This window comes from Parabacteroides sp. AF48-14 (assembly GCF_003477465.1).
Lineage (GTDB): Bacteria > Bacteroidota > Bacteroidia > Bacteroidales > Tannerellaceae > Parabacteroides > Parabacteroides acidifaciens.
This window is the reverse complement of record NZ_QUDI01000062.1, coordinates 1-20,986: the sequence shown is the minus strand read 5'-3', so window position 1 is coordinate 20,986 and position 20,986 is coordinate 1. Positions and strand designations below refer to the sequence as shown.

The following is a 20,986-nucleotide window of genomic DNA, read 5'->3' as shown; positions in this document are numbered from 1 at the left end:
CATTTTTTCTGTAATAGTCCCCAGCTTGTAGCTTGCTACCTCCTAATACTATCCGCCGTTTCATATCTTTCCCGTTTTGAATTAATTACCCTTAGCGATTACCACATAAATACCATGTATGCGCCTTACCGAGATAGATGCAATCTTACCTGCTGCGATCGTTATGTTTGTATCGTCACATTGCCAACCCGATGCGTTCGGAAGCGGCTGTGTGATGTTTGACGACGAACTATTCTTGATATCAATCATACATTCCCATCCCTCGTTAGGAGTAGACGCAAACGATAAGGCGCTGGCGGCCGACAACGTTACCTTGATCGAGTAGTTTGCGATCGAGAGGTCGGTAAGTGTCGTTACAGTCGTCACATCTTTAAGTCTCAAAGCATTATTCAGTTGCGTCAACATGGACGGCGTCATCAATCCATTAGCGGAAGATGTGACAGCCGAATAAGTTGTATTAGTGTCCTGTCCAGGAATGCCCAACGCTGTTATGTCTTCTTTAGTTACAGCAGTGACGGCAGATATATGTCCGGTCGCATCAACCGTTACTTTATACAGGCCACTATTTTTCGCTGTATAGGACGGATGAATATATTTATTTGCTCCATCCGCAATACCGTCAATTTTGCCCTTATCCTCTTTTGACATCAATCCATCAGCAGAGGTTGTTACCTTACTATAAGTAGTGTTTGTGTCTTGGGCAGGAATGCCTAATGCCGTGATGTCGGATTTAGTTACTGCTACTACATCTGTTACGTGCCCCTGATTGTTAACAGTGATCTTGTATATGCCGGATGCGTGTGCAATAAATGCCGGGTGTGTGTAATTTTGCGGCTTAAGATTAGGCGTTGTGACCTCTCCGGACGCAGACGTAAACTTCAACACATATTCAGTTGCCGTATTAGTCACTACCGTAACATTTGCACCGATACCATTCGAACCATCCGTACCACGCAGATTCGGCGTGTCAAACGATCCTGCCGCTGTGGTGATTGTCAAGATATAGGTAGTCGCGTTGTTTGTCTTAACCACTACTGCGATGTCCTGCATGACAACCGGGAGTTCCGCAAACGTATGTACACCATCGGCCAGCTTCATATTGAACTTGCCGGATTCCAGGCGTTCGAACAACCAGACCGATGCCGGATATTTCGTCGTATTCGTAGCCCATTCAGCCGTTGTAAGCTCAATTTGCTGATAGATAAATGCTCCTTTATTACTCATTGTATATAGCCCTCCTTGATTATTATTACTGAATCATTATAATAGTTTGCCCCTTGCAGGTAAATATTGCCGGGAAGTGCCGTCCCGCTACCGGTTTCCTGCCATGATGCAACACCGCCAGCAAGATCATAGAGCTTGTAAAAGACATACTCACCGTCTTCCAGTACGCGGACCTCGTCGCCTATCCGGAAATTAACTGTCGTACCGGCAGCATTGACATAAGACAGCGTGTCTGCGCCAGGAGCAGACGCCAGCGTCGGGATCTCCGGCTTGTTCTTTATATAATTCGGATCAGACGGATCGGCCACGTTCCAGTCAGACTGAAATCCCTTAGCGATCTTTTCCGCGTTCTCTGCCGCTGCATTGGCACGGTCAGTGGCGGTATTGGCATTACCTGTTGCCGTAACCGCGTTATCTTTTGCGGTGTCAGCCGCTGTAGCCGCAGCACTGGCTAAGCCAGCCTTTTCAGTTGCAAGATCGGCAGCGGAAGTAGCTTTCCCTGTTGCATCATCCGCATTCTTCTTTGCGGCATTAGCGGCACTTGCCGCATCGTTAGCTGCTTTTGTAGCATTCTCTGCATTGGTAATGGCCGTACTGGTTTTACCAGCAGCAGTATCGGCATTTCCTGCAGCTGCATCGGCTAACCCTGCCTTTTCATTTGCAAGTATAGCAGCGGCATTGGCTTTGCCGGTTGCTTCCTCTGCCTTAAGTATCGCCTGTACAGTCTCTTGCTCTCGCTGCTCTTCTTGCGTTTGACGGGTAGTCTCGTTTTCTTGCCTGGCTACTTCTGCCGTCTTCCGGAGTTGTTCTTCAATAATCCGTTCACCTTCCTTTTTCTGACGTTCCGCTTCGGCGGCAGCGCGGGCCTTTTCTGCGATGTCACGTTTACCCTCTTCCGCTATGCGCACCTGCTCCGCGTTATCCCGGTCTACTTCTTCAGCAGCACGAAGAGTCTCGGCTTCATCGCGTAACTTTTCAGCGTTATCACGATTTATTTCTGATTGATTACGCAGAGTCTCTGCGGCAACACGCTTTTTCTCTTCTTCGATACGTTTTCCTTCCTCGGTGGAACGCAATTGTTCTGTTTGATTTCGAGTATCTTCTGCGGTTACACGCTTGGTCTCTTCTTCAACACGAGACTTTTCAGTATTCTGACGGATGACTTCAGCAGCTTGCCGATCTGTTTCCTTTGTATTACGTGTACTTTCAGCAGTGTCACGAAGCTCTTCGGCCGCTTCTCGAAGAGCTTCAGCCTCTTTGCGTTTCAGTTCATCGTTATGACGGCCCTGTTCGGCTGCCTGCCACTGCGTATAACTGGTTTCGCGGATTTCTTCATTCCCGGAAACAGTCGCTTCAAGCTGGCGCATATTGGTTAGTTCTGTACTCACTTCTTCAGTGATTTGAACCATCTTTTCACCAGCATCCTGTGCTGCCTTATTTGCGGTACCGACGGCCGTATTAGCATCTCCTGTCGCTTTGACAACATCATCGTATGCTTTCTGTATAGCTTCCAGGCTGACCCTTACGCTTGTTTTGATACCGTCAACAAACCGATAGCCCAATGTCCAAAGCCCTTTAAAAGAGCTCGATGGAGCCAAATCGCTTATTTTTATTTTTTTATCTTCTCCTGTCATTTCATATCGATTAAAAATTCGCCATCTTCAGTTATGATATATTCTCCGGCTTCCGATGCCAGGAAGTATTCTGTTTCACGAATACGGAATACGGTAAATACAAGTGTCAAACTAAACTCGACAATTACCGGACCGCGTAAGCCTAATAGTTGGAAACCGGATGCCTTTTTGTAATAGCAAGGATATGTCCCGCCCGTAAAAGCAACATGTAGTTGCCGTTCCTCCGGTTGAATTAGAGCAGCAAAAAAGGAATCGTAACATTGCCAGAACGCTGACATTGAAACAGCTTTTAAATGGCATTTAAACGTAACTTCTTTACTCCCAAAAACAAGATGATCTGCATCGTATATCTGCCCATCGGAAGTACGAACTTTCCGGTTCAGATTTTGTTTAGCAGCCGGAGCTTTCAACAGTTCGCTACGCGCAACATCGACAACTACACCATAATCGGCAAAAGAGACACCATCCAGCTTATATCCACTATCGTGTATTATTAATCCCGGATCAGGCAAGGCTATAGCCAAAGGACGAACTGGGACATCCTGTATGAACTTGATCGAAAAGGATGTTGCTGAAGCAAATACTTTGTTAGCAGGTTGCGCAGACAGACGAATTTGCCATTCTCGCCCAAGTGACGGAACCCGGAGTATGTGATATCCGGGTTCACTGACGAAGGCAATAAAATCAGTTGCTCCCTCATGAGTATCGGATAGGAATGAAACTGTTATTTCCTTTTCCTGCAATCTCGGTTCAGACAGGTCTACTTCGATCCCGTCCTCTTCCGGCCAGTCGTTTTTGTCCGGATCGGCCAGGGCCGGGAAAGTCAACAGGTCCTTATACCCGCCTTTTGTCACCCACACCCCGAATCGGGATTGGGTACTGATTCCGTCTATGTAGCAATTATCAATCATCAATATTTCCTTATTAATATTCCTTGATTTAGCATATCAAGCGTATTATCTCTAATTCTCCGGATATCTTTTTCGATATTCTCCAGCCGGTCCGTATTAGCCGCGATCCGGTTCATGACCGTCAGTCCTTCGACCAGCAATGCGTTGATATTTGTTACGCCTGTGCTCGTTTTATCTGCATAAATCATTAGCGCATTCCCAATGCCAATTATCTCGCTCGCGCTTTCTTGTGTCATAGAAGCACCTAACCCTTTGGCCGCAGCCTGGCGACCGGCTTCCGTACCGGTGATACTAAGCCCTGTTATCTTTTCAGCGTCCTCCAGTTGTTTGGCCGCGTCCTCTATGATCTTGTCGTATTGCGCCTTCAGCTCGGCAATATTGGCTTCCGTCAGCCCGTTTCCACTCGCTTCCGCAAAGGATTCATACCATTTGCGGAGCGGCTCTTCCAAGGCTTTCATTTTGACACCTTGGAGGACGGCGTTATTTAGCATCTCTTGAAAATCATCGGCAAAATCTTTAGCGGACCGCTTTCCCTGTGCTAATCCTTGAATAACACTGTCAGCAATACTATCTTTAGTCGTTCCGGTAAATGCTTCCCGCATCGCTTCATCCTGATCAGCCAACATCTGGTTGATATCGGCGCCCTCTTCTTTCAAGGCACGAAGCTGTTCAAACAGTTTAGCGACCTTTTCATCCAGCTTACCCTCGGTGTACAGCTTTTCAATATCTTCGTAGCTTTTACCGGCAAGGCTGGAATAGATGTCCCAGGTTTTAGCTTTACGAAACCAAGTCCCATGCTTATAGCCTTTGCCGCTGATATATTCCTCACCCTGTATTTCTGCCATCAAACGGCATATTCTTCTGCCGATTCCCGTTGTTGCTTGGTCAGTTCAGATGTGATGCGCTTGTTGTAAGCAAGCGTACTTTCGCCGATCTCCTGCTGTGTACGCTGGCGTTCGCGAAGCAAAAGTTGATATTCCCGTTCACCCTCAATCGCCGTATCATAATACTTCTGTACCTCTTCACGGGCCTGGCGGTTCATTTCCTTAACCTTTTTACCCATTGAGAAGATAGAGCCGATACTGGAGACTACGGAGGCGATCCCGCCCAGGATATCCCCGTTAGCTATCTTGGCGGCCCCGGTTGCGAAACCACCCAGAGCAGAAGTCAGGGCAACAACCTGTTCAGCCGCATACCCGGCTTCGTCACCGAAAACATCACTGATACCACCGGCAATCGTGTTCAGGTCGCCGTTTATTTTCTGAACAGCCGTATCGATGCCGGACAATGCACTTGCGATATCATCCTTACTACCTTCTTTAATGCCTTTCAGTAGCTTCTTCCAGTCTTCGCCGATCGACTTAAAAGGCGAACGGGTTTTAATTGCTTTCTCCAGGCGATCGATTGCGTCCTGGTACTCTTTTACGTTCTTCGGGTCCCAAGCCGATATATTGACTTCCTTCGCTTGTTTGAGTAATCCTTCCAGCGAGGGCAAAGCCATTTTATCAAGATCGCCAAACATCTTGGACCACATATCCGTATCTTTCAATTCATTGAAGGACAATTCCGACAATGCTTTCTTCTTACCCTTGTTGGCTTCATCGATAGCGGCATTTATGGCATCTTTATTCGTTTCCGTGCGCTGGCTGGTCAGATAGGCTATATCATCGTTGTATTTTTTTTCTATCTCCAGGCGTCTGGCTGCATAATCCTGGTATTGTTTTATGTGTTTTCCAACAAATCAGCTTCTGCTTTTTCACGGGTTTTGTCAGCTACTAAAGTAGCATCAGACAGTTCTTTCCCTTGTGCTGCCGGGAGCTGGGAAACGGTTGTCGTTTTCGGTTTAAAGACAAGCCCTTTCTTTTTCCAATTAGGATTCGCGTTTTCCCACTGATCTTGCTCTATTTTTTGTTGGGCGAGGATGTATTCCTGACCTTTCTTTTCAATTTCGTTGATCTTTCTATCATAATCTAAAGCAATTTGAGCCAACTCCTTATCGGTACCATCTTTCATTAAAGAAATCTTCTGCTGTTGGAGTTCAAGTTCAGCGTCTTTTTCCATTTGCGCCAAAGCGTCCTGCTGGCGTTGTATTTCTAATTCACGCATAGCGGTTTCAGCTTTGATTACATTCGCAGCTTCACCAGCAGAATCTTTTGATATCTGCTTATCGATTGTATTGCTTTGCCGGAGCATCATGCGCCGGGCCGAATAACGTTGTGACTCGATACGTTTTATCTCTGCTTGCGCTTCTTTTTCAGCGCGAAGGTCGGCTTTATTGGAATCAGATAAGGAATTTTGTATTTTAACGATTTCATGTTTTTCTTTGGCTATTTCGGATTCTTTGTCATAAAGTTCATCAGTCAGTTTCAAAGCCTCTTTCAAAGCCTTTGAACGCTCTTTTTCAGGAATGCTCATATCGTAGGCCTTGTCCCGTAATTCGTTGATACGTGCTTCCATTTCGCTACGTTCGACAAGCAAATCATTCTCCTTATCAAACAACTTATTTCGACGTTCCTGCAAGGCGATGGATTGCCTTGTTTTTTCCTTGACGTCATCGGCCCAAGCCACGGCCTTTTTGCCGGCATCTTCAATTCCGGTTGCAAATTGTAGCTGCGCATTAGCCAGGTCTGCAAATCCTTCTTTTACATCCCCATGCAGTATTTTCCACACCCCTTCACCGGCTTTACCAACTGCCTTAAAACGGTTTATAACCTGTCCTTCGATGAAATCGACCAAATCGGAGAGGGCTTCTTTCGGGCTTGTAAACGCCTTATATAACCATTCACCAACCCTGTCAACAACATCCAGCAGGCTGTTCAAGACCTGCCCGAACGCGGCAGAGGCAACGGCCAAAGCGTCCTCACCTTCTTTTGTCCGATGGAACCAGGAAGAGACTGCAGCCAGTCCGGCAGCAAGGGCAGCAAGGACCATTCCAAGTGGCGTAGCGATAAAGGCAAGGGCTGCCTTTGTCATCTTCCCGATCGCCTGTGCGGTTTGTCCAACCGGACCGGGTACTGATTGTACGGCTTCACCGAAACTTTGCGTGCTGGATGTCGCTTTCTGATAAGAACTGTCCAGTTCGGATAATTCCTGCTTTAATTCCTTAATCTTAGCCAGCATCTCTTTCCCGGCCGCCGATTCGCGTTCTGCGGCAGACAACTTCCGATATGCTTCCTCGATTTTGGCGAGTGACTGTTGTTTGGATTCGATGGACGTTGCCGACTGGCGTTCCTGTTCTATGCTATCCTGTAGAACTTTTATGTTTTCCTGTATTCCATTGCGAAGATCAGCTTCCTGGATCGCTAATTTAGCCTTGGCCTCTGCATACTGCTGGGTTGTAACAGTTCCTCTTTCCAGCCCTTCATCCAGGGCCTTTTGTGTCGCATCTAACTGACGAAGAGAATTGATATCTTCCTGAATGGAGACTGCCAGTTGCTGGTTGCCTTTACTCATGGAAGCAAAAGCCTCATTACTGTCCGCGATCAGTCGCTGGTATGTACTGGTCGACTCATTTCGAAGTCCCTGAATACCAAGCTTCACCTTGTCAACTTCTTCCGGCAGGTTACCGCGAAATTCGAATGTTACATATATCGGTTCGTTATCCATGATTATTTTAGTCCTAAAAATTCCAATTCTTCATCTGCAGTCATCAGTCTCGTTTCCTCTTTTTTCTTCCGCATCCGTCCCTGGTCGGCCACCATTGCAAGGACAACACACCAAGGTATTTTATTCATCACTTCGTTGAAAGTGAATGCTCCGGAAGAAATCAGCGCATAAATACGTCCGAAAGGGCTATGGGGCGGATCATATTCCTCCTTTAACTCCCTTTCTCTTTCGTCTGGCTCATCGTCGGTGCCATCATATTCAGGGTTGACACCGACGTGATAATATTCATAAAAGCCTCAGGCGAGCTTAGCAATACGAGGATTTGTGTCAGCTCCGCCATTGTCTTCATGTCCATATAGCACCGGAGATACCAGGCAAGCGGGCGATTCAACAACCGTGAGGCCAAAGTACCCCGGAGCATACCGTAGGCGATGATGCGAGAAACGGCGACGGTACTGTTTCCGATACATGCCAGTGTTGTCCCCATGTCACCGGCCCGAAGTTCCTTCAGATCGAGGTCCAGACGGGTAAACAATCGTGCCATCCTGGCGAGGGTCTGCCCGGTAGGGAACGGGACGGGATACTTGATCGTCTTTTTACCCAGCACCCGGAATATCCAAGGTGCTGGGATATTGACTAACAACCGTGAGTCCGTAAGGGCATCGGCCGCGTGTGCTTCCACTTTGTTCATCACGCGCCGACTTTAGGTTCGCCAAGTTTGTAGATACTGTACGGGGCATCACTTGCGCCAATAGGTGCCAATATTTTTGCAGTGATCTCAATCTGTGCAATATCGTTGCTGGTCAAGTTCCACTGGAAACGGGCAGTCACAAGCGCACGCGGGATGTCGATTACGTTGTCGTTGCGTGTGATGATCCTGACGCTCTTTTCAATCTGCACCATATCGGAAGGGGCCTTGTATCTTTTTACCGAATATTTTTTCCCATCAACGGTCACGTCTTCAGCTTCACCTTCAGTTCCTCCGAATACGGCGATCAAGGCTTCATTGTCAAATTCTGCCAGATTCAATTTAACCTGTTTGATGCCGGGATCAGATGAGATCGATTCCATAGGAACCGCCGGTTCCTCTTCACAATAAATGTCTTGTACCGTGTCTGCTTCTGTCGTAAACGAGGCCGACCCCTTATAGGTACGTCCCAACTGAACCAGTTCTTCCGGCATTCCGCCGGCTTCCGGTACATCCCCGAAAAGGGCCTTCTTTAATCCAGTCGGACGTTCTTTTTTTGGTAATGCCATTTCTTATATGTTTTAATGATGATTATTACTATGATTATGATTATAATACCGGTTAAGCCGTGTTTAAGACGGTCCCAAAGAGAGTGTGTGACCGGTTCTTTGACAGTCTCTTGCTTCGACAGCTGATCCCGGATATGTACCTGACTTTCCTCTTCTGTATAGTTCAATTCCGGGACATTTTCTGTTTCTGCCATTACATGTAGGCTATCTTCTTTGAAACTGGCAGTTACACGTGTCTTACCGGATTTAGTTGTATATACAGCCCCTTTGGGTAAGTTACGGAGGCCGTCCATCGGGATTGTCAATTCGGCTATCGATGTCGGGATTGTCGCGAGGGTAACGCTGACCTTTCTGTTCCAATCGAGACTGTCTCGTAGGGACATGGAAGTATTTTCTTTTGTAGTCCTGCACGACAGGGCGAGCAGGGCAAACAACATAATGCTTGCATTCTTCCATGCGTGTGATAACAGCCAAGAATCTGGATACTTTTTCTTCCAAAAGGATAATTTTCTCATTTTGCTGTAATAATGTTTCATTGTTCGACTCGGCAATCTTTTGATATACGGCAACAGTATCGTGGGTTAGCTGCGCTTTCTTATACTTGCGCATCTGAACAAACATGATGATTCCCCAAATCCCGAAACCATTGTTTATCAGTTCCCGTAATATGTCAAAAAGTTGCTCCATCGTTATAAGTGATTAAGAAAAATACAAATCCGCTTCCGCCTTCCTGCGCCGGATCAACCCTGCTAAGACAGTCCCGTTCGATTTGTTCCAACGCGAAAATTCGTAGCGGATGTTCAGGTTCTGCGAATTAGCCTTCACGCATTTCAATAGCGTTGATTTTAAGAAATTTCCGCTACCGATATTGAACGTGAACGACACCAACGCATCGAACTGGTTCTGATTGACGCCGGGACATTCCCGGTTCACAGTGTCTTCAAACTTGCGCAAGTCTTCTGCCAGCAACTGCTCCGCTTTCTGTCCGTCAATTCGGTCACCACGCCGGACACCAGCGGTATGACCATAACCGATCGTCCAGATGCCGGCGGGGCAGCGGTAAGCCTCCAGGCGGAGGCTCTCGAATGACTTGATCAGGTTAATACCTGTCTGGCTCGTTCTCATGATCAGACAGCCTTAAACCAGTTTTTGCCATCGTAACCCAGGACCACGGTTTTACCCCCTTCGATCTCTACCGTTCCGATCGTGATCTTTTTATCCGTCGCCTTGTTGGTGATCGTCAGGCGGGCACCCAGGATAACGCCATCTCCGGTAATGGAGAAAGCAGCATCAGCTGCAGGCGTATTTTCCAATTTGGCAACAGGTTTTTCCATTGTCACAGTTGTTCCGGCCAATGTGGCTGTAACAGCCTCGCGACCGTCCAGCATAATCACGTCTTCGCCCCATGCGATATTCGTGTCGGCCTTCATCAGCATCTTGAAGAAGTACTTTTCGCCTGCGTTAGTCAGTTTGTCGATCTGGATCACATCCATGTCATCCACAAGGTTCACGCCTGCCCAAAGGTTCGTATCGTAATCCATGCCGCAGATAGTGGCAACGATCATGCCTTCCGGCCAGTTGGACATCGGAACAATACGGATACCCTTGTAGCGTTCCACATTCATGTCTGTATAGTTGGCACCCTTGTTAGGCTGCTGAGTCAGTTCTTCATCGTACTTATCGAAGTCGGTAATGCTCATCAAAATGCGCAGTCCAGGGTTGGAACGCATCACGGTAGGAATCTTATCCTTGACGGCCTTCAACTTTTTGATCATAGTCGTTTCGGCTGTAGTCACCGTTACGACATCCTTGTCAGAGAGCATACGGGTTACGATGCCGTTAAACAGATGGTCGTCGTCATCGCCGAACACTCCGTTTACGAAGTGGAAGCCGAGTTCGAACTTGACAGACTTCGCCAATTCACGCAGCAAAGCATTCTGTCCTTCTGCCGGAAGTTCTGCAAACACCAGGTTGCCCTTTGGTTGCCACTTGCGCCAAATGTTCTCGAATGTACGCGGATTGAAGGTGGTAAAGGCCATGAAGTCGACCGGTATCAGTTCGCGTTCGTCATAAGTAAAGTTACCTTTGCCGTCCGCGTCAACCGGCATTTCTTTACGCTTCTGCAACATCTTACCCGTACGCAGGCGGGGAATAGAATACTTTTTCGCTACTTCCGGCACGATATGGATCAAGCCTTTTTCGACCAGTTCGTTTCCGGTAGCGGCACGGGTAAGCAGCATTTCCAGTACTTCACCCGCATAATTGGTTCCTTGAATTACAATCATCTCTTATTACTTTTTTAAGTTGGTTTCAATTTCTTTCATTCGTTTGTCCCAGGGAGATTCACCTTCTGCCGGAGGCGTATAGAGGTCATCCAAAGCCCGGCGGGCAGGTCTCAGGCTTTCAAGGCTGCTTCGCCATTTTCAGGATCAGACTTTAACAGGTTCAGATACACTTCGCGCTGCGGCTCTTTGATGCGTCCGTCCTTGACGGCTGCGTCTACCAAGGCAGTACGGACAGCAGTAGCGGCAGCCTCTTCCTTGTCTTTGTACGCTTGCAGCTGGTTTTTCAACTCCGTGTTCTCAGTTGTCAATCCGGGCACTTTCCCGGCTTCCGTTTCCAGATGTCCGACATGGCGGAGCACCTCTTCGTCATTCGCCAGGTTGGTAAACGACGGCCGTTTTCTTAATTCGTCCAATAACATATTCTTTGGGTTTAATCTGTTTTGATAGATGTCGAAGACTTGCTGCGGGGTACTGTCTGCGGGAACCGGGTCAGTGTCATAAATACTGTCCACTAATCCCATCGCCAACGCTTCGTCCGCCGTAAACCAGTGTTCACTGCCATCAAAAAACAGTTGTTTGATTTCGTCTTTTGTCTTTTTGCAACGGTTTGCATAGATATCGGCAAGTGTCTCTTCCAGAGATTCAATTTCGTTAATACATTGCCTGATTTCGTCTTTGTTCCCGTAACATCCGCCGGATACGCTGTGCACCATCAAACGTGCATAGCGGCTCATGTGTACCGGCTTGCCACACGATGCAATTACACTCGCGATGCTGGCGGCAATCCCGTCTATATAGATGTTTACATCTGCCTTGCTAACCCGGAGGGCATTAAAGATCGCGATGCCGGAATAGACCTCGCCACCCATGCTGTTGACACGTATGTCTACCTTTTGATAGGCAGACTCTATCTCCATCAATTCACGGACAATGTCACCACTGCGGATGTCATCGTCGTAACTACCGATATTTCCGTACAGAAGTACGCACGCCGTACCGTCTTTTCCGGCTATCATATTGAAAAACTGCTTTGCCATTTTCGCGCTTGTTTTGATGCAAAAGTGAGAGGAAAAAAGCCGCCATGCAAATCGTAATTACATGATAAAACTTTGTATATCAATAATAAGAGTATAATCTTTTATCCTAAAACCCCGATTTGCCTGCCCCCGTTTTTACCGCCAATTTTGTCTTAAAAAGATCGCGATTATGGCAGATATAACGAATGCACAAAAGAAAGAAATAGCCGGTATTCTCTACCTGCAAGGGAACCTGACACAACAGGAAATAGCGGAAAAGGTGGGCGTTAGTCGTCGAACGGTAGGAACATGGGTCACCTCCGGGAAGTGGGAAGAGATGAAAGCCGGGTTCACGATGACCCGCGAGCAGCAAATCATGAACCTACAACGCCAAATAGCAGAGATCAACAATATCATCTCTGATCGGCCTGCGGGAGAACGGTTTGCCACGCCTGCCGAGGCGGCTACCATTGCCAAGTTGTCTGCCGCTATCGACAAGTTGGAAAAGGATGCCGGGCTGAAAGATCTGATCAGCTCCGCGACCCGTTTTCTGGTATGGCTTCGTGCCTTGGATGTGAATAAGGCCAAGGAATTTGGCGCATTGTGGGACCAGTTTATCCGTAGCACATTATGACAACAGAAGAAAGAGAAGCACTGCGCCGGTGGAGCTCGTTTTACGAAGACCTGATGGCCGACGTACCGATGGAGCACAAGAACCGCGGTGAACTGGAGAAACATAAAACCTGTCTGGAGGTACATCCGATTGAATGGATCAAATACTTTTTTCCGGAATATGCAAAAAGCGAATTTGCGCCATTTCAAGTAAAGGCAATCCTTCGCTGTATCAAACAGGACGAATGGTATGAGGTCCTTTCCTGGGCTCGAAGCCTGGCAAAAAGTACAATCGTGATGTTCATCGTCCTTTATCTGGTTTTAACCGGACGGAAACACAATGTAATAATGGTAAGTGCTACCCAGGGGGCGGCTGTCCGCCTGCTTGATCCCTATAAAAAGGAATTAGAGAGCAACCCCCGTATCCGTGCCTATTACGGTGAACAGCTCGGCGGCAATAAATGGACGGAGGACGAATTTATAACGGGCAAAGACGCTTCTTTCCGTGCCATAGGCTACGGGAACGCACCACGTGGATCACGTAACAAATCTTTTCGTCCAGACGTGCTGCTGGTGGACGACTTCGATACCGATGACGCCTGCCGGAACCCGGATCGCGTCAACGACATGTGGAACTTCTGGGAGAAGGCTGTTTACGGAACCCGCGATCCTGCGGTACCGATGCTGGTTATCTTTTGCGGTAATATCATCGCAAAAGACTGTTGTGTGGTTCGGGCTGGAGCCATCGCCAACCATTGGGATGTTGTCAATATCCGGGATAAAGATGGTTACAGCACATGGCCCCAAAAAAACACAGAAGAGGACATCGACAATACACTGAGTAAGATCAGCGCCTCTGCTCAGCAAACCGAATACTACAACAACCCCGTCAGCGAAGGCGAAGTGTTCAAGGAGTTGCATTGGGGCAAAATCCCGCCTTTCAGCAAATTCAAGTTCGTTGTCGCATACGGTGATCCGGCTCCGGGTGAAAACAAATCGAAGAAAAGTTCCACAAAGGCCGTTTGGCTGGTGGGGGAACTGGATGGCACGTATTACGTTTTCAAAGGCTTCCTGAACCGTGGCCTGAACGCTGAGTTTATCGACTGGTATTTCCTCCTGAACGACTACGTGAAAGGGAAGACAACCGTCTACAACTATATAGAGAACAACTCCCTTCAGGACCCATTCTTCCGGCAAGTGTTCCGTCCGCTCCTGGCTGATAAATGCCGGGAACATGATGCCCGCGTTTCCATCTTCCCGGACGAAGAAAAGAAGACAGACAAGGCGACCCGTATCGAGGCGAACCTGGAACCGATCAACCGGGAAGGAAAACTGATCTTTAACATTGCCGAGAAGGACAATCCAGACATGCAGCGTCTTGCCGACCAATTCCTGCTGTTTACTCTCTCGCTCAAATTCCCCGCCGACGGTCCCGACTGTATCGAAGGGGCAAAACGTATCATTGATAATAAAATGCGGCGGATGGCGCCACCGGTCATGGTCCCGGTCAAAGCTTTTCGCTTTAAAAACAAGTATAGATTATGACACACTTTATTGATCCGTCAGACTATGACGCAACTGTGCATAAGGAAATAATCGACGCGCTGACCCGTGGCGACGACGCGATCCTCGACATCTGCGAAGATCGGGCTATCGAGGAGATGAAATCCTACCTGTCTGCCCGTTACGACGCGGAAGCCATATTCAATGCCCGCGGAAGCGAACGGCATCCGCTTGTCCTGATGATGTGTCTCGACATTGCGACCTATCATATCTACAGCGCCGGCAATCCGCAAAAAATGCAGAATGGCATCCGTAAGGACCGGTATGAACGGGCGGTCGATTGGTTGAAAGGCGTACAACGCGGAAATATCAGTATCAACGGCATCCCGCTATTAGAGGAAAAAGAGCGGTCCAAAGAGTTCCTGTACCGGAGTAACCCGAAACGTACCAACCACTTTTGACTGCGATTTAAACAATATATAAAACGATTTTAAATTCAGATGAAATGAGCCGAAAAAGCAAGAAACAAATTACATCCGGAGGCCTCTTCAACCAACCCCAAGGAGGAAATACGATATTACTGACACAGGCCACCCGCTGGAACCGGGATATCAGCCATTATATGCGGGCCGTAAACGAGGCAGAACGGATAGACTTTCCGAACCGTGTCAAGCTATATGATCTATACGACACGGCATTGCTGGATACACATTTGTCAAGTGTATTGGAAAAGCGTAAGTCTGCGGTATTGGCTTCCCAAATCGAGTTTACCCGAAACGGGAAACCGGACGAACGGATCGGCGAAATGCTTTCATCCCCCTGGTTTCTCGATTTCCTTAACGACCTGCTGGACACTATTTGGTGGGGTTGCAGTCTTTTCCAGTTCAAACCGGATAAGGACGGTTGGTTAACTTACGATCTGGTACCCCGTAAGCACGTGGAACCTGTGCGCCGGCTGATCATGCGGATGCAAACCGATATACACGGCACATCCTGGGATGAGTACAGTGATATGTTGTTTGTCGGCAAACCGCGTAATATAGGCGAGTTGATCAAGGATATCCCTTGGGTTCTGTACAAGCGGGGCGACGTGGCAGACTGGTCGCAGTTTGCCGAACTCTTCGGGCAACCAATCCGCGAATATACCTATAATGTGGGGGACGACGAAGCCCGTTACAACCTGGTCAACGACATCTTTGGAGGCGGGGCTACTGCCGTGTTCCTGCATCCGGAAGGCAGCAATCTTACGCTACATGAAGCATCCAATAAGACAGGGTCCAGCGATCTGTATAAAGGCTTGGCCTCGTTCTGCAATTCGGAGATAAGCAAACACGTGCTTGGTAATACCCTAACGACCGAAGCTGGAGAAAAAGGCACACAGGCATTGGGGACGGTGCAAAAGAAATCAGAAGACCGCTTGCTGGAAAAAGACAAACTTTTTATCTTGAATGTCCTGAATTACCAGATGACCGACCTGTTTGAGTCGTTCGGCATAAAAGTTCGCGGTGGAAAATTTGCGTTCGTTTCGCCCAAAAATACTGATCCGGCAGGACGCATTGATATCATTGTCAAACTTAACAGCCTGGGGCTGCCAATAGACCATGATCAGTTGTATGAAGAATTTGGACTCAACAAACCGAAAGACTATGACCTGCAGATGGCTGAAAAGAAGAAACCCGACATAGACCCTGTGCCGGTCGATGATCCACCGGCTTTGCCGGATGGAAAGAATCCGATCGGGCCAGGAAAGAAGAAAGACAAACCGTCGTTTGCCAACCTGTTGACCCGTTTTTTCGGGGAAGCCCCCGAAGGGAACCAGGGGGCTTTAGACTGGTAACGAACCGGCTGTATTACGAACGCGACGAACCTGTCTTCCGGAACGCCGTAGAGGAGGGCTTCTCTTTTAGCAACGAAGTTTTGCAGGAAACGATCCGCCGCATCTATCAGAAAGAGTTTGACACAGCAACAGGAATAGAGATCGGAGCCTGGAAGGAGTTTTGGAATTGCTTTAATCAAGCAACCGATCAAGGGTTTGGGGTTCGATCCTATAATGATAAGGATTATGGATTCTATCAGGAACTCCGCTATAACAATGCCGTCTTTGCCGCCTTTCGAACACACCGCTTTCAGAACGATATAGCCCGGCAACTAATCGATGCTGACGGTGAGTTGAAATCCTTTGATCAGTTCGCACATGACGTACATACCCTGGTCGCCCCGACACATCTGAAAAGTTGGCTACAGACGGAATACAGTACAGCTGTCATACGTGCACATCGCGCGGCAGACTGGCAGCGTTTTGAACAAGATAAAGATATATTGCCTAATCTTGAATGGATACGTAGTACCAGTATTAATCCGGGGAAAGATCATAAATTATTCTGGGGAACTATACGTCCGATAAATGACCCGTTTTGGAATGAACATTATCCGGGAGACCGCTGGAATTGTAAGTGTGGATTAGAGGCAACAGACAAACCTGTAACAGAAAAAAGTGACATCCCCAAAGGTACGCCTGAAGATCAACCGTGTCCGGGACTGGATAATAATCCCGGAAAGGACGCTTGTCTCTTTAATGAAACACATCCATATATTCAAAATGCTTACAAAGGAGCAAAAGAGGCGGTTCGTCAGTTCATTGACGAACAACTGTCCAAACCTGAAATCATGCGATACAAAGTTGCAAAAACGTATAAGAATGGCGGAGAACTGCTAATTCATCAGGGTGTAGATAAAAAGAAACCGGATTACAAAGATATTTATACGATAGGGAATCTTTTTGCAAAGGAGGGTCAGGAAGTAAAAATAACACCTCCGGTCCATTTTAAGTCGGAAGCCTATAAAGAAATATATGGTTCCCTGATCGGGACAAAGTATGATCGGAAATGTCCGGACTTGCAGGTTGGGGACAAGTTCTATGAATATGAGGGGTTTGTCAAACCGTTCAAGAAAGAGAAGATCGGTCGCATGATCGGGCATGGCGCAAAGCAATCGCCTAATATAATCATCAATAACACAAAAGGCTGTTCTGACCGGTATATCCGAAGAAATATCGAAGGAAGGATACGGGATAAGAAATTTGATTATCCGATAGAGGAAGTTTGGATTTATGAGAAAGGAAAGATACGATTGTTCTATAAAAAACAGTAGGGAGCAATGCTCCCCCTGCAGGCGAACGTGCCGTAGCACATCTAAGAAGCCTTTCAGCTTCCTGATGCAAATATAAACAAAATCCGCGTGATATGCGCGAACCGCGTCTAAAAATTACGAATATGGCAACTTTTAACACATTGATTAATAATCTCGAACGAAAGAAGAAAGAACTGGAGCGACTTCGGAATGAAGTTCTACCCGTAAAAGTCGGAAATGCAGCTGTCAGGCATTTTAAAAAGAACTTCCGCGAAGGCGGCTGGAATGATAACGGTTTGACAAAATGGAAAACAACCCGCCGCCAGGAATCCGGAGGTTCAAGTGCAGCAAGCCAGTTTGGACCTTTATTAAGCAGTCAAAATCATTTGATGGATAGCATTATTGCAACGCCAGGCCCAGGAAAGGTTATTATATCCAATAATGTAAAATATGCTCCATATCACAACAATGGGGCTGATATCACCGTGACTCCTCGTATGAAGGGATTTGCCTGGCGAAAGTTTTTTGAGGCTGCAAAGATAAAGAAGGGTGACACCTCCGATATAAGAAAACAAAAGGAAGCAAGTATGAAAGCGGAAGATCGCATGTGGAAGGGGTTAGCCCTGACAAAAAAGAACCGACTCCATATTCCACAGCGCCAGTTCATGGGAAAACCCAAAGAACTGACTGACAAAGTACAGGAAATTGTAGAAACAGAATTAAATAAAATCCTAAATTCATAAGCAAAATGGAACATCTATTCAACATCATCCAGACGGCCATTGCCGAAGGTATGCCAGGCCTGACTTTGGTAGACGAAGATTACGGACAACTTCAAACTAATGAAGAAACCTATCCCGTCACCTTCCCATGTGTCCTGATCGGCGTGCAAGGGATCGATTGGCAAACGATCACAGATGACTATCAGCGTGGAACCGCTACTATTGTGACTAAGCTGTGTATCGACTGTTATGACGATACGCATTACACCAGCGGAACCGCCGACAAGGTTTCTGAACGAATCGGGCAATTCAAACAGCTACACGACATCGTCCGCCTCCTGGAGTCGGACAACGCTACACCGCTTGAACGGACATCTTCCCGCTGGTATTCCCTACCGGGAGCGATCAAGGTGTACGAAAGTACTTATGAGTGTATGATCGATGAAGAGCCGGCCTAAATGGTTACTCGCCGGGGAACAGAGTGAGCTGCCTGGCCGTAATGCGCGGCATCTTTACTTTAGGAACCGGCTTGACCGCAATATCCGTCAGTTTATCACAATTTTTTCGGATGATGGCCATAATACGGGCTTCGGACAGGAAGAACTCTTCTTGGGACAGAATTGCCAATGCATCATCAAAACGACGACGCTGTATTTCTGTCCAATAGTAATAGCGACGGATCAGTTTTTCATCCCGTAGTGAGATAAGATTTTTACTTCTTCCTTTTGGCATAGATAACCGTAATCTTTTGTACATACAAAAATAGTATATATATTCTATATTGATGTATAAATATACATGTTTTATACAGAAAAGCCCGGAAAATAAAACCGGGCTTCAAATTCTAATGGAAAAACATATTACCAGCCAACACTGCTGCATTCTCTTCTTTCGTTAGACCGATATAGTGCATAAATGCCGCTTCCGTTTTATGACCTGTAATTTTCATAATACGCAAAGCAGGAATCCCAGCCAAAAACATATTTGTTGCAGCACTTCGACGTCCGGAATGAGAACCTATGCGTGTCCATTTCTCAACCATTAAAGAAACGCGTTCCAATCCGATTGTCCGTTCATATGGGACCGACTGATTAATACCTGCCTTCCGGCATACATTTTTAATAACCTTATTAAATTGTTGAATACAGGGACACTTCGGTAGGTTATAATTGTATTTACGAAGAATCTCACGCACAAACTTCGATTGTGGGATAATAACGAGTGTTCCGGTTTTCTGTGTCTTAATCTGAATAACGTTGTCAATAAAATTTTTTTCTGTCAACCGTGAGAAATCAGAGAAACGCAGGGCCGTCATACAGGCTACAACAAATAAATCACGTACAACGATCTCCGATTTTGTCAGCTTATCAAAGACATAGAGGCGTGTGATCTCATCACGATCAAGGGTCACAACATCATGTTCGTCCTCTTTTACGCTGATATCCGAGTATGTATAATCAATATCATGTCCGCTATAGGATGCCATTTTTATCAATGTCTTGATTCTTACTAAATGATTACAGACCGTTGAACTCATCAGCTTAGCTGTAGCTTGTAAGTAGTAAACGAAATTATCCATCATTTCCATTCCGAGTTGATAAGTAAAAGGAGAGAGATTGTTCAATTTACAAAACTTGATGAAATGCCGAAGCGCATCCCGATAGGCTTTTTTAGCCTTTTCTGTTTTGTGACATTTAGAGAGGTATTCTGTCGCAAAATCGCAGAAAAGAATACCTTTGGAATTCTGGTTAACAGACAACCGATTTGTGTAGGACGGATATCGGTTTGTTGCAAGGTTAAAAATTTGTGCACTCATAGTTGTAATTGTTTTAAGATTAAGTCCTACCTTTGTAGAACACAGGTTAAATACTACTTATACGGCGTTCAAATACCGTGTGAGAGTTTACAGAAGCCGTCCGGGTTGCAGCCAGGCGGCTTCGCTGTTCTTTCAAATGGTTCACTATTTTCGTGATATGAATCAAAAAGTGCCTGAACTTAGAAACCGCCCAGGCACAAAAAAGGCGGTATATATTGAATTTACCGCCTTTTAGTTGAATATATTATCTATTTCGTCTTCTTTTTACATCATATTCCCTCAATACTCTATATATAGTCTGAGAAGACTTAACACCCGTCAATCTACATATAGCATCTATGGGTTTCCCTTCTTCATAGAAAGATATAATTGCATTTTCAACATCTTTTACAACTCTTTTCTTGTCGCGGAAAGGAATATTATTTCTTCTAAGCACAGCCATTACTGTGGCTTGGGAGACATTATAATCATTAGCGATTATCCTGATTTTTTCATTTTGCAGATAATCTTTACAAATATCCTGCTCAGTTTCTTTTTGTATCATATCATAGGATTAGCTCATGATTGGGAACTCTTACCTTCAAGTTGTTTATTGTTTAACTCTTCTTCTCTCACAAGTTTAATCTTAAGATAATCCAGCATCGCCTCTAACTTTTCCTGCCCCATCGCTCTTTTTCCATTCAAAAATAACGACATCGAGCTTTTTGTTACTCCGATGTATTCCGCAAGATCTTTTGACTTAATCTTGCGGAAATCCATAGCATCTTTTATCGATTCGCGTATCATTCTATTGTTTCCTCATAAATCACTTCACAAGTCTCATTGCATACCACAGATACACTTCCACCCTTGTAATCACCAAAATAGGTGGATTTATTGTTTCTGTTGAATTCGATCCAATTCATACAGTAGTCAATAGTTTCTTTAAAGCCCTTACTATTAGAATCGTTATCATCATTAAATACCACATCGTAAGTTTTCATAATGCTTATTTTTTTTAATTGTTATTACTTTGTTTCTATGATGCAAATATACAATATGTTTTCGTAATAGCAAACTTTTAGACGATAAAGTTTACATAATAGCAAACTTTTAACATTTTAGCGGTAAATCCAATACGTCAAAGATCGTTCGATTACCTATACATCGAGAGGTTCACTTATTGTTAGATGTTAATTAAATACTCTGTCCATTGTTCGGCCATTGCAGTAGCAATGCCATCGTAGGTTCTACTTCTTATGTGAGCAGTTAAAGGATCATTAAAGGCAAGC

General features: G+C 46.1%; 24 protein-coding genes and 1 pseudogene. 7 read left to right on the top strand and 18 right to left on the bottom strand.

Annotated elements, in window-relative coordinates:
• Positions 1–81: 81 nt before the first annotated feature.
• The 13 genes and pseudogenes from DW083_RS23200 to DW083_RS20235 all read right to left on the bottom strand — a co-directional run bounded on the left by DW083_RS23200 (position 82) and on the right by DW083_RS20235 (position 11,954).
• On the bottom strand, positions 82–1,224 hold the full coding sequence (locus DW083_RS23200; protein ID WP_233552318.1) for a hypothetical protein: 1,143 nt from the start codon (positions 1,222–1,224) through the stop codon (positions 82–84).
• Entirely contained in the window at positions 1,221–2,858 is a 1,638-nt protein-coding gene (locus DW083_RS20290) for a hypothetical protein (RefSeq protein ID WP_122333670.1), read from the bottom strand. The genes DW083_RS23200 and DW083_RS20290 overlap by 4 nt, the downstream gene beginning before the upstream one ends.
• Positions 2,855–3,769 carry a hypothetical protein gene (locus DW083_RS20285; RefSeq protein ID WP_122333669.1) on the bottom strand — a complete coding sequence of 305 codons (915 nt, stop codon included), beginning with the start codon at positions 3,767–3,769 and terminating at the stop codon, positions 2,855–2,857. The genes DW083_RS20290 and DW083_RS20285 overlap by 4 nt, the downstream gene beginning before the upstream one ends.
• Positions 3,769–4,614: a hypothetical protein gene (locus DW083_RS20280; RefSeq protein WP_122333668.1), complete on the bottom strand. Its 846-nt coding sequence runs from the start codon at positions 4,612–4,614 to the stop codon at positions 3,769–3,771. The genes DW083_RS20285 and DW083_RS20280 overlap by 1 nt, the downstream gene beginning before the upstream one ends.
• Positions 4,614–5,303, bottom strand: a complete 690-nt coding sequence (locus tag DW083_RS20275; RefSeq protein WP_147382174.1) for a hypothetical protein — start codon at positions 5,301–5,303, stop codon at positions 4,614–4,616. The genes DW083_RS20280 and DW083_RS20275 overlap by 1 nt, the downstream gene beginning before the upstream one ends.
• Positions 5,304–5,491: 188 nt before the next feature.
• Complete coding sequence (locus DW083_RS20270) at positions 5,492–7,375, bottom strand: hypothetical protein (RefSeq protein WP_122333666.1); 1,884 nt, start codon at positions 7,373–7,375, stop codon at positions 5,492–5,494.
• A 2-nt stretch (positions 7,376–7,377) separates the two neighbouring features.
• A complete protein-coding gene (locus DW083_RS23465) occupies positions 7,378–7,503 on the bottom strand; it encodes a hypothetical protein (RefSeq protein ID WP_255419851.1) in 126 nt (41 codons plus the stop codon).
• 83 nt (positions 7,504–7,586) lie between these two features.
• The gene (locus DW083_RS20265) at positions 7,587–8,066 is read right to left on the bottom strand and encodes a hypothetical protein (RefSeq protein ID WP_122333665.1); all 480 of its coding nucleotides are present in this window, start codon (positions 8,064–8,066) and stop codon (positions 7,587–7,589) included.
• Positions 8,066–8,632 carry a hypothetical protein gene (locus DW083_RS20260; protein WP_122333664.1) on the bottom strand — a complete coding sequence of 189 codons (567 nt, stop codon included), beginning with the start codon at positions 8,630–8,632 and terminating at the stop codon, positions 8,066–8,068. Before DW083_RS20260 ends, DW083_RS20265 begins: the two co-directional genes overlap by 1 nt.
• Before the next feature lie 276 nt (positions 8,633–8,908).
• Positions 8,909–9,319 carry a hypothetical protein gene (locus DW083_RS20250; protein WP_122333662.1) on the bottom strand — a complete coding sequence of 137 codons (411 nt, stop codon included), beginning with the start codon at positions 9,317–9,319 and terminating at the stop codon, positions 8,909–8,911.
• Positions 9,320–9,331: 12 nt separating this feature from the next.
• A complete protein-coding gene (locus DW083_RS20245; RefSeq protein WP_122333661.1) occupies positions 9,332–9,757 on the bottom strand; it encodes a lysozyme in 426 nt (141 codons plus the stop codon).
• Between the two features lie 2 nt (positions 9,758–9,759).
• Entirely contained in the window at positions 9,760–10,917 is a 1,158-nt protein-coding gene (locus DW083_RS20240; protein ID WP_199659203.1) for a hypothetical protein, read from the bottom strand.
• Positions 10,918–10,923: 6 nt separating this feature from the next.
• Positions 10,924–11,954: pseudogene (locus tag DW083_RS20235) on the bottom strand (head maturation protease, ClpP-related).
• Positions 11,955–12,123: 169 nt separating this feature from the next.
• On the opposite strand from DW083_RS20235, the gene DW083_RS20230 reads away from it, so the two are divergent.
• The 7 genes from DW083_RS20230 to DW083_RS20200 all read left to right on the top strand — a co-directional run bounded on the left by DW083_RS20230 (position 12,124) and on the right by DW083_RS20200 (position 18,357).
• The gene (locus DW083_RS20230) at positions 12,124–12,567 is read left to right on the top strand and encodes a helix-turn-helix domain-containing protein (protein WP_122333660.1); all 444 of its coding nucleotides are present in this window, start codon (positions 12,124–12,126) and stop codon (positions 12,565–12,567) included.
• The gene (locus DW083_RS20225) at positions 12,564–14,090 is read left to right on the top strand and encodes a hypothetical protein (protein WP_122333659.1); all 1,527 of its coding nucleotides are present in this window, start codon (positions 12,564–12,566) and stop codon (positions 14,088–14,090) included. Before DW083_RS20230 ends, DW083_RS20225 begins: the two co-directional genes overlap by 4 nt.
• Entirely contained in the window at positions 14,087–14,509 is a 423-nt protein-coding gene (locus DW083_RS20220; RefSeq protein ID WP_122333658.1) for a phage protein Gp36 family protein, read from the top strand. The genes DW083_RS20225 and DW083_RS20220 overlap by 4 nt, the downstream gene beginning before the upstream one ends.
• Positions 14,510–14,553: 44 nt before the next feature.
• Positions 14,554–15,885, top strand: a complete 1,332-nt coding sequence (locus DW083_RS20215; protein WP_122333657.1) for a DUF935 family protein — start codon at positions 14,554–14,556, stop codon at positions 15,883–15,885.
• An 80-nt stretch (positions 15,886–15,965) separates the two neighbouring features.
• Entirely contained in the window at positions 15,966–17,198 is a 1,233-nt protein-coding gene (locus tag DW083_RS20210) for a phage minor head protein (RefSeq protein ID WP_233552317.1), read from the top strand.
• A 122-nt stretch (positions 17,199–17,320) separates the two neighbouring features.
• On the top strand, positions 17,321–17,920 hold the full coding sequence (locus DW083_RS20205) for a hypothetical protein (protein WP_122333671.1): 600 nt from the start codon (positions 17,321–17,323) through the stop codon (positions 17,918–17,920).
• 5 nt (positions 17,921–17,925) lie between these two features.
• The gene (locus DW083_RS20200; RefSeq protein WP_122333655.1) at positions 17,926–18,357 is read left to right on the top strand and encodes a hypothetical protein; all 432 of its coding nucleotides are present in this window, start codon (positions 17,926–17,928) and stop codon (positions 18,355–18,357) included.
• A gap of 4 nt (positions 18,358–18,361) precedes the next feature.
• On the opposite strand, the gene DW083_RS20195 is transcribed toward DW083_RS20200, so the two are convergent.
• From DW083_RS20195 to DW083_RS20175, 5 genes are all read right to left on the bottom strand, one after another.
• Positions 18,362–18,631: a transposase gene (locus tag DW083_RS20195; RefSeq protein ID WP_122333654.1), complete on the bottom strand. Its 270-nt coding sequence runs from the start codon at positions 18,629–18,631 to the stop codon at positions 18,362–18,364.
• 112 nt (positions 18,632–18,743) lie between these two features.
• Positions 18,744–19,715 (bottom strand): site-specific integrase, encoded by a 972-nt coding sequence (locus DW083_RS20190; protein WP_122333653.1) that lies wholly within the window; start codon positions 19,713–19,715, stop codon positions 18,744–18,746.
• A 244-nt stretch (positions 19,716–19,959) separates the two neighbouring features.
• Complete coding sequence (locus DW083_RS20185; protein WP_122333652.1) at positions 19,960–20,259, bottom strand: hypothetical protein; 300 nt, start codon at positions 20,257–20,259, stop codon at positions 19,960–19,962.
• Between the two features lie 14 nt (positions 20,260–20,273).
• On the bottom strand, positions 20,274–20,474 hold the full coding sequence (locus tag DW083_RS20180) for a helix-turn-helix transcriptional regulator (protein WP_233552316.1): 201 nt from the start codon (positions 20,472–20,474) through the stop codon (positions 20,274–20,276).
• A 23-nt stretch (positions 20,475–20,497) separates the two neighbouring features.
• Positions 20,498–20,698, bottom strand: coding sequence for a hypothetical protein (locus tag DW083_RS20175; RefSeq protein ID WP_122333650.1), 201 nt, complete (start codon positions 20,696–20,698; stop codon positions 20,498–20,500).
• Between the last annotated feature and the right edge of the window lie 288 nt (positions 20,699–20,986).

Excerpts from the sequence above, each read along its gene's own strand:
- DW083_RS20275 (WP_147382174.1), bottom strand. The coding sequence starts at position 5,303 with ATGTGGTCCAAGATGTTTGGCGATCTTGATAAAATGGCTTTGCCCTCG.
- DW083_RS20185 (WP_122333652.1), bottom strand. The coding sequence starts at position 20,259 with ATGATACAAAAAGAAACTGAGCAGGATATTTGTAAAGATTATCTGCAA.
- DW083_RS20220 (WP_122333658.1), top strand. The coding sequence starts at position 14,087 with ATGACACACTTTATTGATCCGTCAGACTATGACGCAACTGTGCATAAG.
- DW083_RS20205 (WP_122333671.1), top strand. The coding sequence starts at position 17,321 with ATGGCAACTTTTAACACATTGATTAATAATCTCGAACGAAAGAAGAAA.
- DW083_RS20200 (WP_122333655.1), top strand. The coding sequence starts at position 17,926 with ATGGAACATCTATTCAACATCATCCAGACGGCCATTGCCGAAGGTATG.
- DW083_RS20250 (WP_122333662.1), bottom strand. The coding sequence starts at position 9,319 with ATGGAGCAACTTTTTGACATATTACGGGAACTGATAAACAATGGTTTC.
- DW083_RS20260 (WP_122333664.1), bottom strand. The coding sequence starts at position 8,632 with ATGGCATTACCAAAAAAAGAACGTCCGACTGGATTAAAGAAGGCCCTT.
- DW083_RS20285 (WP_122333669.1), bottom strand. The coding sequence starts at position 3,769 with ATGATTGATAATTGCTACATAGACGGAATCAGTACCCAATCCCGATTC.
- DW083_RS20290 (WP_122333670.1), bottom strand. The coding sequence starts at position 2,858 with ATGACAGGAGAAGATAAAAAAATAAAAATAAGCGATTTGGCTCCATCG.
- DW083_RS20265 (WP_122333665.1), bottom strand. The coding sequence starts at position 8,066 with ATGAACAAAGTGGAAGCACACGCGGCCGATGCCCTTACGGACTCACGG.
- DW083_RS20195 (WP_122333654.1), bottom strand. The coding sequence starts at position 18,631 with ATGCCAAAAGGAAGAAGTAAAAATCTTATCTCACTACGGGATGAAAAA.
- DW083_RS20215 (WP_122333657.1), top strand. The coding sequence starts at position 14,554 with ATGAGCCGAAAAAGCAAGAAACAAATTACATCCGGAGGCCTCTTCAAC.
- DW083_RS20190 (WP_122333653.1), bottom strand. The coding sequence starts at position 19,715 with ATGAGTGCACAAATTTTTAACCTTGCAACAAACCGATATCCGTCCTAC.
- DW083_RS20240 (WP_199659203.1), bottom strand. The coding sequence starts at position 10,917 with ATGATTGTAATTCAAGGAACCAATTATGCGGGTGAAGTACTGGAAATG.
- DW083_RS20230 (WP_122333660.1), top strand. The coding sequence starts at position 12,124 with ATGGCAGATATAACGAATGCACAAAAGAAAGAAATAGCCGGTATTCTC.
- DW083_RS23200 (WP_233552318.1), bottom strand. The coding sequence starts at position 1,224 with ATGAGTAATAAAGGAGCATTTATCTATCAGCAAATTGAGCTTACAACG.
- DW083_RS20280 (WP_122333668.1), bottom strand. The coding sequence starts at position 4,614 with ATGGCAGAAATACAGGGTGAGGAATATATCAGCGGCAAAGGCTATAAG.
- DW083_RS20180 (WP_233552316.1), bottom strand. The coding sequence starts at position 20,474 with ATGGATTTCCGCAAGATTAAGTCAAAAGATCTTGCGGAATACATCGGA.
- DW083_RS20175 (WP_122333650.1), bottom strand. The coding sequence starts at position 20,698 with ATGAAAACTTACGATGTGGTATTTAATGATGATAACGATTCTAATAGT.
- DW083_RS20245 (WP_122333661.1), bottom strand. The coding sequence starts at position 9,757 with ATGAGAACGAGCCAGACAGGTATTAACCTGATCAAGTCATTCGAGAGC.
- DW083_RS20270 (WP_122333666.1), bottom strand. The coding sequence starts at position 7,375 with ATGGATAACGAACCGATATATGTAACATTCGAATTTCGCGGTAACCTG.
- DW083_RS23465 (WP_255419851.1), bottom strand. The coding sequence starts at position 7,503 with ATGAATAAAATACCTTGGTGTGTTGTCCTTGCAATGGTGGCCGACCAG.
- DW083_RS20225 (WP_122333659.1), top strand. The coding sequence starts at position 12,564 with ATGACAACAGAAGAAAGAGAAGCACTGCGCCGGTGGAGCTCGTTTTAC.